The organism is Ruegeria sp. AK4, assembly GCF_056541025.1.
On sequence record NZ_JBQFXS010000003.1, the window covers coordinates 168,428 to 181,354 of the forward strand.

Here is a 12,927-nt window from a genome sequence, read left to right on the forward strand (position 1 = left end):
CGTTCCTGGCTTAGCTGTCCCGGGCAATAACGAAGCGGGCGGCGTCCTTCAAGGTTTCCGCCTGTGTGCCGTACCCGTCCAGCGCGGCACAAGCCTGATCCACCAGTTCGGCAGCGCGGGTGCGGGCGGCATCCAGACCCAGCAGCGAGACAAAGGTGGCCTTGCCCGCATCGGCATCCTTTTGCAGGCGTTTACCGGCCTTTTCGGCATCCCCCTCAACATCCAGAATGTCATCGGCGATCTGAAAAGCAAGGCCAAGGGCTTGGGCATATTGGCGCGACGGGCCCGGGTCCGCCTGCGCCAGACGCGCACCGGCACAAGCCGACCATTCGATCAGCGCCCCAGTCTTGCCCGCCTGCAGCCGGGTGATTTCGGCCAGAGTCAGAGGGCCTTTGGTCTCTGCCGCGATATCCAGCGCCTGACCCAGCACCATGCCCTGTGCGCCGCTGGCTTTTGCCAATGTTAGAGTCAATTCCGCCCGGATTCCCGCATCCCCGACCTCGGGCCGGGCGCAGAGCTCAAAAGCCAGAGTCTGCAACGCATCCCCGGCCAGCACAGCGGTGCCCTGATCCCATTTCACATGAACCGTCGGACGCCCCCGGCGCAGGTCGTCGTCATCCATGCAGGGCAAGTCATCATGCACCAGCGAATAGGCGTGCAGCGCCTCAATCGCGGTGGCGGGCCAGATCGCGCGGGCCGGATCGACATCATGCAGACGGGCGCTTTCCAGCACCAGAAACCCGCGCAGCCGCTTGCCGCCTTCGGTGGCATAGGCCATCGCACGGGTCACATCCAGATCGTCCAGCGCGCCCAGAACCAGATCGAACCGGGCCTGAATCCGCGCCGCATCCTGCGCAAGCTTTTCGCGAAACATCTACAGCCCTTCGACAGGCGTGGTCCCGGTCGGCTGACCATTGGCATCCAGAGTGATGGCGGCCACTTTTTCCTCGGCCCGCTTCAACTCATCCTCGCAGCGTTTCTTCAGCGCCGCCCCGCGTTCGTAAAGTGCAATGGACTGATCCAGCGCCACGTCGCCGCGTTCCAGCTGGCCGACTACGGCCTCAAGCTCTTTCATCGCCTGTTCGAATGTCATCTGGTCAACGGGAGTGTCAGTCATCGGGCTGCCTTCATCAGTTCTTCCACATGGGCACGCGTAGCATCGGCCAGTGCGTTCAGATCATACCCGCCTTCCAGAGTCGAGACGATACGGCCCTCACACACCTCATCGGCGATCCCGCACAGCTCAGCCGTGATCCAGGCGAAATCGCCGGTGGACCAGTTCAGATTGGCCAGCGGGTCGTCCTGATGCGCGTCGAATCCGGCGGATATGATGATCAACTCGGGCCGGAACGCCCGCAATCGCGGAAAGGCCTGGCTTTCATACACGGCCCGCATCTCGGCCCCGCCGGTGCCCGGCGACAGCGGTATGTTCAGAACAGTGTCGTAAGCCCCGGTCTCATCCGGGCGGCCCGAGCCGGGCCACAAGGGCATCTGCTGGCTGGTGATCACCAGCGCGCGCTTCTCATCCCACAGCAGGTCCTGCGTGCCATTGCCGTGATGCACATCGAAATCCACCACCGCCACGCGGCTGAGCCCATGATGATCCAGCGCGTGTTTCGCGGCCAATGCCGCATTGCCGAACAGGCAAAACCCCATTGCAGTGTCTGTTTCCGCATGGTGACCCGGCGGGCGCACAGCGCAGAACGCGTTCGGGGCCTCGCCCCCCAGCACCAGATCCACCGCGCGCACGACAGCGCCAGCGGCGCGGTAAGCGGCATCGACGGAACCGGGGGACATGAAAGTGTCCCCGTCAATCTGCGCAAACCCGTCCGCAGGTCGCGTGGCCTTGATGTCCCGAATGTAGCTGTCCGGATGAACCCGCAACAGATCATCATCCGCAGCCAGTGGGGCTGTCACCCGGTTAAGGTCCAGAGCTTCAAGCGCATGCAGGATATGCTCCAGCCGCGCCACCCGTTCCGGATGCCCGTCCGGCGTCACATGACCAAGACAGTCGGCATGGGTCAAAAGCGCAGTCTTCATCGGGATCCCATCTTCATCTGTCTAAAAATATCCTCGCCGAAGGCACAAAACCGCCGCGCAGCGGCAAAATCAATCCGGCGCCAGCATATAGCCCGCGCCGCGCACGGTCTGCAAATACCGCGGCTGCTTCGGGTCCTGTTCGATCTTGCGGCGCAGTCGGGTGATCTGCACGTCCACCGCGCGCTCCTGCGCCTGCCCCTTGTCGCGGCCCAGATCCTCGACCAGTTTCGCGCGGCTGATCGGTTCTCCCGGCTGGGCCGAGAAAATTTTCATCAACTGGCTTTCGGTGGCGGTCAGGCGCACCGGGTCCTCGCCCTGCCACATCTCTCCACGTTCGATATCATAGCGGATCGGTCCGAGGGTCAGGATTTTCGCCGCCGTATCCTGCGCCGGTGTTTCCGGCATCCGCCGCAGAATCGCGTTGATGCGCAGCAGCAATTCCTTGGGCTCGAACGGCTTGGCCAGATAATCATCCGCCCCGGCCTCAAGCCCGGCAATCCGATGCTCGGTCTCGCCCCGGGCGGTCAGCAGCAGGATCGGTGTGCTGTGCGTTTCCCGCAGCGCGCGGGTCAGGCTGACCCCGTCCTCGCCCGGCATCATCACATCGAGCACGATCAGGTCGAAATCCAGACCCGACAGCACCCGCCGCGCATGCGCCGCATCGCGGGCCGAGGTCACAAGAAATCCGTTGCGCATCAGGAACTTCTTGAGCAGATCGCGAATGCGCTCGTCATCGTCGACAATCAGAAGATGGGCGTCCATATCGCTCATGAGGTGCTGTCCCGCAGTTTGGTGTAGGCATGACGCATATCAGCATCCATCATCGCTTCAAGCACTTTACGAAACCCCGCCACCGCCTCGGGGCCCGCATCCTTGTACGCCGCCCGCATGCGCGAGCGCTGGGCGTCAGACAGTTTCGCCTCAAGCGCGCGGCCCTGTTCGGTCAGAAACAGATGCCGCTCGCGCTTGTCCGCGGTGCCGACGCGGCTTTGCACCAGACCATCGTCGATCAATGTCCGAAGCACCCGGTTCAGAGACTGTTTCGTCACCCCCAGAATGGCCAGCAGGTTGTTCACCGTGGTGCCGGGCGCGCGGTTGATGAAGTGGATCGCCCGGTGATGCGCCCGCCCATAGGCCATTTCCGACAGGATGCGGTCCGGGTCGGCGGTGAAGCCGCGATAGGCGAAAAACATGGCCTCGATTCCTTGTCGCAACTGCTCATCGGTTAGAAACAACAGGCTCTCGCCGCCAAACAGCGGGGCGGGGCGGATTTCGGACATATCATGCCTCATTCATTACACCGGGCCGAGTTTATGTCAGCGTTATTGACATTCCAAGGGCGGACAGGTATCGATTCTCAGTTTTTGCGCAACATTATGTCCGCTTCGGACCTAACTAGCGCAACAATCGGAAAATCAACCCGGATCAGGAGGTTTCGCATGGCTGGGTATGACGATCGTGATGGTGTCATCTGGTTGGACGGCAAGCTGGTGCCCTGGCGCGAGGCCAATGTGCATATTCTGTCGCACGCGATGCACTATGCCTCGTCGGTGTTCGAGGGCGAGCGCGCCTATAACGGCAAGATCTTCAAAAGCCGGGCACATTCCGAACGCCTGATCGCCTCGGCCGAGGCGCTGGACATGCCGATGCCCTATTCGATTGACGAGATCGAGGCGGCAAAGGAAGAGGCGCTGACAGCCAGCGGGCTGCAGGACGCCTATGTGCGCGTGCTGGTCTGGCGCGGTTCGGGCGAGGATATGGGCGTGGCCTCGGCCAAGAACCCAGTGCGCATGGCTGTCGCGGTCTGGCCCTGGGGCGCTTACTATGGCGACGCCAAGATGCAGGGCGCCAAGCTGGACATCGCCGAGTGGAAGCGCCCCAGCCCGGAAACCATCCCGGTCCATGCCAAGGCGGCGGGTCTGTACATGATCTGCACCATCTCGAAGCACAAGGCCGAGGCCAAGGGCTGCTCGGACGCGCTGTTCATGGACTATCGCGGCTATGTGGCCGAGGCGACCGGCGCGAACGTGTTCTTCGTCAAGGATGGTGAGGTGCATACGCCGCTGGCCGATTGCTTCCTGAACGGCATCACCCGCCAGACGGTGATTCAGATGCTGAAAGACAAGGGTATCAACGTGATCGAGCGCCATATCATGCCCGAGGAAATGGCCGATTTCGAACAATGCTGGCTGACCGGCACCGCCGCCGAGGTCACGCCGGTCGGGCAGATCGGTGACTACACGTTCGAGGTCGGCGACATCACCCGCGACATCGCCGAAGAATATGAGGCGCTGGTGCGCGCCTGATCCAGCGGAACACGCTACAGGAAACCCCCGCATTTTCGCGGGGGTTTTTTTGTGCCGAACGTCCGCAAGACCTTGCAGATCGTTCAGACTGGTGGACGGGCGCGCGCACGGGTGTAGATTACAGCCATGTTAGACCTTCTCAGCGATATCCTGACCCGCCTGTCCCTGCGCGGGACGTTCTATTTCCGCACATCGTTCACGCCGCCCTTTGGCATTCAGGTTCCGGCCTTTGAAAACGTGGCCCGGTTTCACTTCGTTCAGCGGGGAGAACTGAAGGTATCAGTCTCTAACACAGGCGAAACGCTGCGTCTGAAGCAGGGCGATCTGATCCTGATCCCGCATGGCGCCGCCCACGCGCTGCTGTGCAATGAGGTCAAACCGCTGGACGCGCTGCCGCTGGAACAGGTGCTGGACGAGGCCGGATACAAAGGGGATGGCGTTCTGATCTATGGTGGCGAGGATAAAAGCCGCGACACGCAGGTGATCTGCGGCCATTTCTCGTTCACCGGTCCTCCGGGGCGGCAGGGCACCGGGCATATGCTGATCGACCGGCTGCCGCCCTATATCCTGATCGAGAATTACGGCGAAGAGGCCGGGGCCTGGATCGAATCCACCCTGCGCATGATCGGGTCCGAGGTGCGCGGCGCGCGGATCGGGGGTGATCTGATCGCCCTGAAACTGTCCGAGGTGCTGTTCGCGCAGGCCATCCGCGCGCATCTGGAGCATCAAAGCCCCAGCGAATCCGCGCTGGCCGGATTTGCCGACCCGCGCGTGTCGCGCGCCCTGACCGCTTTTCACCAAGCCCCGGCGAATGACTGGAGCGTCGAGGCGCTGGCGCGTGAGGCGGGCATGTCCCGCACCGCTTTCGCCCAGCTCTTTGCCGAGAAGATGGGCACCACGCCGATGCAATACCTCACCGACTGGCGGATGCAGATCGCCTGTCACGGGCTGACCGAAAGCCGCTGGAACGTCGCCGATGCCGCCGCCGAGGTCGGATATGCATCCGAGGCCGCGTTTTCCCGCGTGTTCAAGAAACAGATCGGGCTGTCCCCAGCGGCGTATCGGGCGATGCACTGATCCGGTGGATGATCTGAACGATCTGCAAGGTATTGCGAACGATCCGGGCTGATACGTTCGGCAACCTTCTCCTAGCTTAGAGCTATGCCAAGCAAGGAAAGGAATTCTCATGTCTGTCCGTTTTATCACCCGTAACATCCACGCCTATCTCGACTACCCCGTCGCCATTGCCCTGATGACGCTGCCCTTCGTGCTGGGTCTGGGCCAGTCCAACCCGCTGGCGCTGTGGCTGTCGGTCGTCACCGGGGTCGCGGCCTTTGGTCTGACCGTGCTGACCGATCACCATCTCGGGATCTGGCGCGTGCTGCCCTACAAGGTCCACCAGGCGGTGGACCTGACCGTCGGCATCGTGTTCCTGCTGGCCCCTGGCCTGCTTGGGTTCTCGGGTCTGGACGCGTGGTTCTACTGGCTGAACGGCGCGGCGGTTGTGGCCGTCATCTCGCTGAGCGCGCCCGAGCAAACAGCGGCGGCGTGAGCATGTTGTCCACAGGTGTCACAATATCATCGTGATACCTTCAAGAAACTGAGCCGTCTGTTTTACAAACGGGCGGCTCACTACCGCTCACCAATCGCGTGGCCTGCGATGGCCACCAGACAGGAGAGCACCCATGACCCGAATCCTTCGCCCCAACCGCCGCGCCTTTCTGGCCGGAAGCACGGCATTTGCCGCCTCGCTTTCAGTCCCTGCGATCAGCCGCGCGTCCTCGCGCCCAGTTTTTACGCACGGGGTGCAGTCGGGCGATGTCGATGCAAATTCGGGCATGATCTGGACCCGCACGGACCGCCCGTCGCGGGTGATGATGGAAATCTCGACCACCGAAAGCTTTGCTGATGCCCGTAAACTGTCGCCGATGGACGCGATCCCGAACAGCGACTTCGCGGTCAAGCGGCTGGTCGCGGGGCTGCCCTCGGATCAGGATATCTTTTACCGCTTCGTGGCCGCCGATCTGAGCGACATCAATGTCACATCAGAGCCTGTTGTGGGCCAATTCCGCACCGCGCCGACCTCGCGCCGCAATATCCGCTTTGCCTGGTCGGGGGACACCGCCGGTCAGGGCTGGGGCATCGACGACGAGGGCATGCGCACCTATGCGACCATGGCGCAGCACAAGCCCGATTTCTTCATTCACTCGGGCGACACCGTCTATGCCGACGGTCCGATGAAGGACGAGGTCGAAAAAGACGGGCAGGTGATCTGGAAAAACACCAAGCTGATTGACGAAAAGCGCAAGGTGGCCGAAACGCTGGACGAATTCCGCGCCCAATGGAAATACAACCTGATGGACGATCATGTGCGCGCGATGAATGCCGTCTGCCCGACCTTCTTCCAGTGGGATGACCATGAGGTAGTCAACAACTGGTCCGACGCCAAGGACCTGATCTCGGATGACCGCTATGCCGAGAAATCGGTGCATGTGCTGCAATCCCGCGCCGGGCGCGCCTTTCACGAGATGACGCCGCTGCGGATCACCCCGTCAGAGCCGGGCCGCGTCTATCGCAAAATCTCATACGGTCCGATGCTGGACGTGTTTTTCCTGGACCTGCGCAGCTATCGCGGCCCGAACGGTGCGTCGATGGAGGATGAGATCACCGATCAGTCCCGCATCCTGGGGGCGGAACAACTGGCCTGGCTGAAACAGGAACTGGCAGGCTCGAAAGCCACGTGGAAGGTGATCGCCTCGGACATGCCGATCGGCCTGATCGTCTGGGACAACTGGAAGGAAAAAGCCGGGGCCGAGGCCATTTCCAACGGCGACAGTGGCCCGGCGAAAGGGCGCGAACTGGAAATTGCCGATCTGCTGCGTTTCATCAGGACGGCTGGCGTTACTAATACTGTCTGGTTCACGGCGGATGTGCATTACACGGCCGCGCACTACTATGACCCTAACAAAGCGCAATTTCAGGATTTCGAACCGTTCTGGGAGTTCGTGTCCGGCCCGCTGCACGCCGGTACTTTCGGGCCCAACGCGCTGGATGGCACGTTCGGACCCGAGGTGAAGTTCGTCAAGGCACCCACCGAGGATCAGGGCGCCAACCTGCCCCCTAGCGCCGGGCTTCAGTTCTTTGGCCTGGTCGATATCGACGGGGCCACGCAGCAGATGACCGTGCGACTGATGGACCGCGCCGATACCGAGCTGTGGTCGGTCACGCTGGACCCGCAAAAACAGGCGATCTGAGCCTCAAAAGCCACGGATCACGCCCCGGATACGTTCGGGGCGTTTTCAGGCTTGAAAATTCCGACTAAAATAATCAGATACACATCAACACCAGATGCAGGTCATCCAGCACTTTCTTTCGGGGCGGTCTGCGGGCTTAGCGTATGGTAAGGTGAGGGCCAGCCACCGCCCCGGAAACGAAGACGGGCATGGATGGTACAGGGTTGATGAGGTCTGAAATGAGCGACTCGCTGGACGAAATCATGGCGCGGCATGATGCCGCCACGGCCTGCGGGTGCAATTGCTGCGACGACGATTACTGCGCCTATGTCGAACGGCAGAAACGGCAGGCCTTGCGAGAGGCCGGAACGGCAGCGGAAACGCTGCCCCAAAGCGCAGCGAGCCAACGCAGGTCGCTGCGCTATCAATTTGAACATCAAATGGCGCCAAGCGCCTGAGTTTTCAGAAATCGACACCGCGCTGGGCCTTGATCCCGGCCTTGAACGGGTGCTTTTCCTCGGTCATTTCCGTCACCAGATCGGCATAGTCGCGCAGCGCCTGAGGCGCGTCGCGGCCTGTCAGGAAGACGCTGGTTTTATCGGACCGCGCGTTCAGCCCTTCGATCACCTGATCCACGGACAGATATTCATAGCGCAGGGCGATGTTGATCTCGTCCAGCACCACCAGATCGTAGTCTCCGCTGGCCATAAGATCGCAGGCCTTGCCAAAGGCCGAGGTGGCCGCGGCAATATCGCGCTCGCGATCCTGCGTATCCCAGGTGAAGCCTTCGCCCATCGTGTGCCATGTCACGAGGTCGCGCTCTTCAAAGAAACGCCGCTCGCCGGTTTTCCATTTACCCTTGATGAACTGCACCACGGCAACTTTCTGCCCCCAGCCCAGTGCCCGGATCACCACGCCAAATGCGGCCGAGGATTTGCCTTTGCCCTTGCCGGTATTGATCAGAACCAGACCGCGCCCGGGATCGACTGCCTCGGACACTTTCTTGCGGTGCTTGGCCTGCACCTTCTGCATCTTTTCCTTGTGATCCTGCGCGTCGCTCATGGGGGCACCCTCTTTCTCTGTCCGGCCCAAACTAGGGGAGTTTGGCGAAAGGTAAAGTCACCCCTTGGGGTCGGTGACCGACCGGGCCTTGCCGCGCTCGAGCCCCAGCTGATGCTCGCGCCAGATCACCACGACATTGCCCGCGATGACCAGCGCGGCCCCGATCAGGATGGCCAGCGTCGGCCATTCATCAAACCAGACATAGCCGATGACAATGGCGAACAGCATGCTGGTATAATCATAGGGGGCCAGCATCGAGGCCTGCCCGAACCGGTAGGACGAAGTGATCAGAATCTGCGCCACGCCCCCCGTCAGCCCCATTGCGACCAGAATCGCCGCCTGTTCCCATGTCGGCATGGCCCAGCCCCAAAAGGCGGTCAGAGCCGACAGCAGCGTTCCCGTAACGCAGAAATAGAACACGATGGCCGCCGGGTGATCGACCTGAACCAGTTGCCGGATATGGATCTGCACAAAGGCGCGGGCGATGGTGGCCGCCAGCACGCAGAGCGCGCCGATGGTGGCGGCGACCTCGATATCGGTGCTGCCGAGGCGGGGCCAGATCATGATCAGCACGCCCAGCAGGCCCAGGGCGACGGCGCCGATGCGGATCATGCGGATGCGTTCGCCCAGCATCACCGCCGCCAGAATCAGCGTGAAGATGGGCGTGCCATAGCCGATGGCCGTGACCTCGGGCAGGGGCAGCAGGCTGAGGCCGGTGAAGGTCAGCGCCATGGCACCGGTGCCCAGAACGCCCCGCCAGAAATGGCCCATCGGCTTTTTGACGACAAAGCCCTGCGCCAGTTCCCCACGTGAAATCAGCCAGATGAGGATGACCGGTATGGCAAAGAGCGAGCGGAAGAACACCAGTTCCCCCGGCGGAAAATCCTCGGACAGGGCTTTGACAAGGGCTGACATCGACGTGAACAGAAACAGGGCGCTGAGTTTCAGCGTCACGGCCAGTACGGGTCGATGCGATGTTAACGATTTTGCCATCGGCGCGACCCTGCGCTTTTGCGGCGCAAAGATCAACGGCTGGGGTCAGCCGGTCACCCAGGATTGAGGCAGAGGATTGCCGATTTCCTCGGCGAAGTCTTCCAGAAAGCGGATCATGCGCGCGGTGCGCTGTTCCGCGATCTGTCTGCCGGTCTCGGTCAGCATGTCGCCCGGAAGATTCAGAAGTTTGACCTTCCAATGGTCGAGAGAGAAATGCAGATCGTCCAGCGGCCGGTTCAGCGCATACGGGTCGGCGGGATCGTAAAGCATACGCCCCAGCGCACCGGACACCGAGAAGTTCCGGGCAATCCCGATGGCCCCCAGCGCGTCCAGCCTGTCGGCATCGCGCAAAATGCGGGCCTCGGCGGTCTCGGGCGGGATATTGGCCGAGAAACTATGGGCTTCGATCGCGTGCCGGATGGCGGAAATCCGATCCCGGTCATAGCCCAGATCCCGCAGAATAGGCTCTGATTCCGACGCGGATCTGCGCGAGGCCATGTGCCGTTCGGGGTCGACTTTCGACAGGTTCACCAGATCGTGCAGATAGCTTGCGGCCAGCAGCACCGGCATGTCGGTCCGGTCATCGGCGATGGCCCGCGCGTTGACCCAGACCCGGTCCAGATGGGCCAGATCATGGGCGGGGTCGGTCTCCATCCGCTGCGCGACGATGCCGCGCAGGCGGCTGCGCAGATCAGCCGATCCGTCCACGGTTCTCTCCGATCTGGCCGCGATGCAGCAGCAGGTGGTCGAGGATCACGCAGGCCATCATCGCCTCACCCACCGGCACGGCGCGGATGCCGACGCAGGGGTCGTGACGGCCCTTGGTGATGATCTCGGTCTCTTCGCCGGATTTGGTGATGGTTTTGCGGGTGGTCAGGATCGACGAGGTCGGTTTGACCGCAAAACGAACCACGATGTCCTGCCCGGTCGAGATGCCGCCCAGAATGCCGCCCGCGTGGTTCGAGCTGAATTGCGGGCCGTTCTGACCCATGAAAATCTCATCGGCATTGGCCTCGCCGGTCAGTTCGGCGGCGGCCATGCCCTCGCCGATCTCCACGCCTTTGACGGCGTTGATCGACATCATCGCAGCGGCCAGATCGGTGTCTAACTTGGCATAAACCGGCGCGCCGATCCCGGCGGGGACGCCGCGCGCCACGACCTCAACGACCGCGCCGACCGAGTTTCCGGATTTGCGCAGGTCGTCCAGATAGGTGGCCCAGTCCTCGGCCGCCTGCGCGTCGGGCGTCCAGAACGGGTTCTGTTCGATTTGCGACCAGTCGAAATTGGCGCGGTCAATTTTGCGCGGCCCCATTTGCACCATATAGCCGGTGATCTGCACATTTGGCGCGATCTGTTTGATCGCTTCGCGCGCTAGCCCGCCAGCGGCGACGCGGGATGCGGTTTCCCGGGCGGAACTGCGCCCGCCGCCGCGGTAATCCCGGATGCCGTATTTCTGCCAATAGGTGATATCGGCATGGCCTGGGCGGAACTTGTCTTTGATGTCGCCGTAATCTTTCGAGCGCTGATCGGTGTTCTCGATCATCAGCTGCACCGGTGTGCCGGTGGTCTGGCCTTCGAACACGCCGGACATGATCCTCACCTGATCGGGCTCGCGCCGCTGGGTGGTGAACTTGTTCTGCCCCGGTTTGCGCTTGTCCAGCCAGTGCTGGATCATCGCTTCGTCGATGGCCACACCCGGAGGGCAGCCATCGACCGTGGCGCCCAGAGCGGGCCCGTGGCTTTCGCCCCAAGTGGTGACGCGGAAGAGGTGTCCAAAGCTGTTCATCGACATGGGGCATGCTCCTTTGCCGGTCGTGATTAGCCGGGAGTGCCTTGGGCCTCAAGCGGATTTCGGCAAAGGGGGGGAGGGGGCCAGCCCCCTCTTGAGCCTGCGGCTCAATTCACCCCCGGAGTATTTGGAAAAAGATGAAGCGGATCAGGTTGGCACTTTCAGGGCCTCACGGGTTTCGGTGATCCTGAGCGCGGCCTGGGCGGCTTCGCGGCCTTTCTCCACGAAATGGGCGCGGTAAATGGCGTTGTGGTGGTCGGTTTCCTGATATTGGTGCGGGGTGAGCGAAACGGACAGGACCGGCACGCCGGTCTCCATGCCAGCGCGCATCAGCCCGTCGACGACCGCCTGCGCCACAAAGTCGTGCCGGTAGATGCCGCCATCCACCACGAAGGCGGCGCAGGCCACTGCGGCATAGCGCCCGGTTTGGGCGAGATCGCGGGCAAGCAGCGGCATCTCGAACGCGCCGGGTACGTCGAAGACGTCAATCTGCTCGGCTGGGATGAGCTGCTGGAACCCGTCCAGCGCACGGTCGACGATATCGGAATGCCAGTTGGCTTTGATGAAAGCATAGCGGGTGTGTGTCATTTGGACCTCCTGAGTTACAGACACGGCACCCAAGGCGATCACGAGCAGGCGCGCCGGTTCAGCGGCGCGCTGCGCGTTCTCTTCCATCCGGACTTTCACCGTCGGCTCTGGCCTCTCACCAGATCTGCTTGTCACCCCGGATGATCCGAAGCCGCTCGCGGGCTTACGGGTCATGGCCCGCATACCGCCGGTGGGGAATTTCACCCCGCCCTGAGAACGGCGTGACCTTGCCAAGCTGCGGGCGGTTCTGCAAGAGGAACGTAGGAGGATCGCCATGCACCCCAACCCCGCCTTCCGCGCCGAGGAACGCGCGCGCCATATCGGTTTTGCCCGCGAACGCGCCTTTGGTGTTCTGGCACTGTCGACCGCAGAAGCTCCTGCTTTGAGCCATGTGCCTTTTCTGTTGGATGAGGATGGAGCTGTGGCGGACCTGCACCTTGTGCGGTCGAATCCCATCGTTCGGATGTTGCAACAGCCTGGCCGCGCCACAATCGCCGTGTCCGGGCCGGACGGGTATGTGTCGCCTGATTGGTATGAGATCGGCGATCAGGTGCCCACGTGGAACTATGTGGCCGTGCATCTGACCGGGCAGCTTGAGAGGCTGCCCCAGGAGTCTTTGCCGGACCTGCTGGACCGGCAGTCTGCGTTCTATGAGGCTCGGTTGCTGCCCAAGCCGCCATGGACCACCACGAAGATGTCTGACGACGCGTTGGCGAGGATGATGCGCATGATCGTGCCCTGCCGCATGCATATCGACGACATTCGGGGAACCTGGAAGCTGAACCAGAACAAGCCCGACGCGGTTCGGACGCGCGCGGCAGAGCGGGTCGCTGGCGGGATTGGGGCGGAACTGGATGCGCTCGCGGATTTGATGCGCGCGGCGGGTCAGACGGACGGCTGACGGGTTTTGTTTTGC

At 62.3% G+C, this 12,927-nt stretch carries 16 protein-coding genes and 1 riboswitch; of the genes, 6 read left to right on the plus strand and 10 right to left on the minus strand.

The annotated features are described in order from the left end of the window. Positions 1-10 precede the first annotated feature (10 nt). From ACR0EZ_RS07205 to ACR0EZ_RS07225, 5 genes are all read right to left on the minus strand, one after another. The gene (locus tag ACR0EZ_RS07205) at positions 11-874 is read right to left on the minus strand and encodes a polyprenyl synthetase family protein (protein WP_480611974.1); all 864 of its coding nucleotides are present in this window, start codon (positions 872-874) and stop codon (positions 11-13) included. Further along, a complete protein-coding gene (locus ACR0EZ_RS07210) occupies positions 875-1,117 on the minus strand; it encodes an exodeoxyribonuclease VII small subunit (protein ID WP_155146860.1) in 243 nt (80 codons plus the stop codon). It lies immediately after the preceding gene. Next, on the minus strand, positions 1,114-2,040 hold the full coding sequence (locus ACR0EZ_RS07215; protein WP_480611975.1) for a histone deacetylase family protein: 927 nt from the start codon (positions 2,038-2,040) through the stop codon (positions 1,114-1,116). The genes ACR0EZ_RS07210 and ACR0EZ_RS07215 overlap by 4 nt, the downstream gene beginning before the upstream one ends. A gap of 69 nt (positions 2,041-2,109) precedes the next feature. Continuing rightward, the gene (locus tag ACR0EZ_RS07220; protein WP_480611976.1) at positions 2,110-2,811 is read right to left on the minus strand and encodes a response regulator; all 702 of its coding nucleotides are present in this window, start codon (positions 2,809-2,811) and stop codon (positions 2,110-2,112) included. Further along, the gene (locus ACR0EZ_RS07225) at positions 2,808-3,320 is read right to left on the minus strand and encodes a MarR family winged helix-turn-helix transcriptional regulator (protein ID WP_480611977.1); all 513 of its coding nucleotides are present in this window, start codon (positions 3,318-3,320) and stop codon (positions 2,808-2,810) included. Before ACR0EZ_RS07225 ends, ACR0EZ_RS07220 begins: the two co-directional genes overlap by 4 nt. Positions 3,321-3,479: 159 nt before the next feature. On the opposite strand from ACR0EZ_RS07225, the gene ACR0EZ_RS07230 reads away from it, so the two are divergent. The 5 genes from ACR0EZ_RS07230 (at position 3,480) to ACR0EZ_RS07250 (ending at position 8,037) form a co-directional block, all read left to right on the plus strand. Beyond that, a complete protein-coding gene (locus ACR0EZ_RS07230) occupies positions 3,480-4,346 on the plus strand; it encodes a branched-chain amino acid aminotransferase (protein WP_480611978.1) in 867 nt (288 codons plus the stop codon). Positions 4,347-4,472: 126 nt separating this feature from the next. Then, positions 4,473-5,423 carry an AraC family transcriptional regulator gene (locus ACR0EZ_RS07235; protein ID WP_480611979.1) on the plus strand — a complete coding sequence of 317 codons (951 nt, stop codon included), beginning with the start codon at positions 4,473-4,475 and terminating at the stop codon, positions 5,421-5,423. Between the two features lie 109 nt (positions 5,424-5,532). Then, a complete protein-coding gene (locus ACR0EZ_RS07240; protein ID WP_480611980.1) occupies positions 5,533-5,898 on the plus strand; it encodes an SPW repeat domain-containing protein in 366 nt (121 codons plus the stop codon). 133 nt (positions 5,899-6,031) lie between these two features. After that, complete coding sequence (locus ACR0EZ_RS07245; RefSeq protein ID WP_480611981.1) at positions 6,032-7,600, plus strand: alkaline phosphatase D family protein; 1,569 nt, start codon at positions 6,032-6,034, stop codon at positions 7,598-7,600. A 218-nt stretch (positions 7,601-7,818) separates the two neighbouring features. After that, on the plus strand, positions 7,819-8,037 hold the full coding sequence (locus ACR0EZ_RS07250) for a hypothetical protein (RefSeq protein ID WP_480611982.1): 219 nt from the start codon (positions 7,819-7,821) through the stop codon (positions 8,035-8,037). Between the two features lie 4 nt (positions 8,038-8,041). Here ACR0EZ_RS07250 and cobO read toward each other — a convergent pair whose 3' ends face one another. From cobO to ACR0EZ_RS07275, 5 genes are all read right to left on the minus strand, one after another. Beyond that, the gene (gene cobO, locus ACR0EZ_RS07255; RefSeq protein WP_480611983.1) at positions 8,042-8,641 is read right to left on the minus strand and encodes a cob(I)yrinic acid a,c-diamide adenosyltransferase; all 600 of its coding nucleotides are present in this window, start codon (positions 8,639-8,641) and stop codon (positions 8,042-8,044) included. A 57-nt stretch (positions 8,642-8,698) separates the two neighbouring features. After that, a complete protein-coding gene (locus ACR0EZ_RS07260; RefSeq protein ID WP_480611984.1) occupies positions 8,699-9,634 on the minus strand; it encodes a DMT family transporter in 936 nt (311 codons plus the stop codon). Between the two features lie 45 nt (positions 9,635-9,679). Beyond that, complete coding sequence (locus ACR0EZ_RS07265; protein ID WP_480611985.1) at positions 9,680-10,342, minus strand: HD domain-containing protein; 663 nt, start codon at positions 10,340-10,342, stop codon at positions 9,680-9,682. Then, the gene (gene aroC, locus ACR0EZ_RS07270) at positions 10,326-11,426 is read right to left on the minus strand and encodes a chorismate synthase (RefSeq protein WP_480611986.1); all 1,101 of its coding nucleotides are present in this window, start codon (positions 11,424-11,426) and stop codon (positions 10,326-10,328) included. Before aroC ends, ACR0EZ_RS07265 begins: the two co-directional genes overlap by 17 nt. Before the next feature lie 144 nt (positions 11,427-11,570). Continuing rightward, positions 11,571-12,011 carry a 6,7-dimethyl-8-ribityllumazine synthase gene (locus tag ACR0EZ_RS07275; RefSeq protein WP_480611987.1) on the minus strand — a complete coding sequence of 147 codons (441 nt, stop codon included), beginning with the start codon at positions 12,009-12,011 and terminating at the stop codon, positions 11,571-11,573. A 71-nt stretch (positions 12,012-12,082) separates the two neighbouring features. Next, positions 12,083-12,233: riboswitch (FMN riboswitch) on the minus strand. Positions 12,234-12,285: 52 nt separating this feature from the next. Between ACR0EZ_RS07275 and ACR0EZ_RS07280 the strand changes: the two genes are divergently transcribed. Then, entirely contained in the window at positions 12,286-12,912 is a 627-nt protein-coding gene (locus ACR0EZ_RS07280; RefSeq protein ID WP_480611988.1) for an FMN-binding negative transcriptional regulator, read from the plus strand. Positions 12,913-12,927 lie beyond the last annotated feature (15 nt).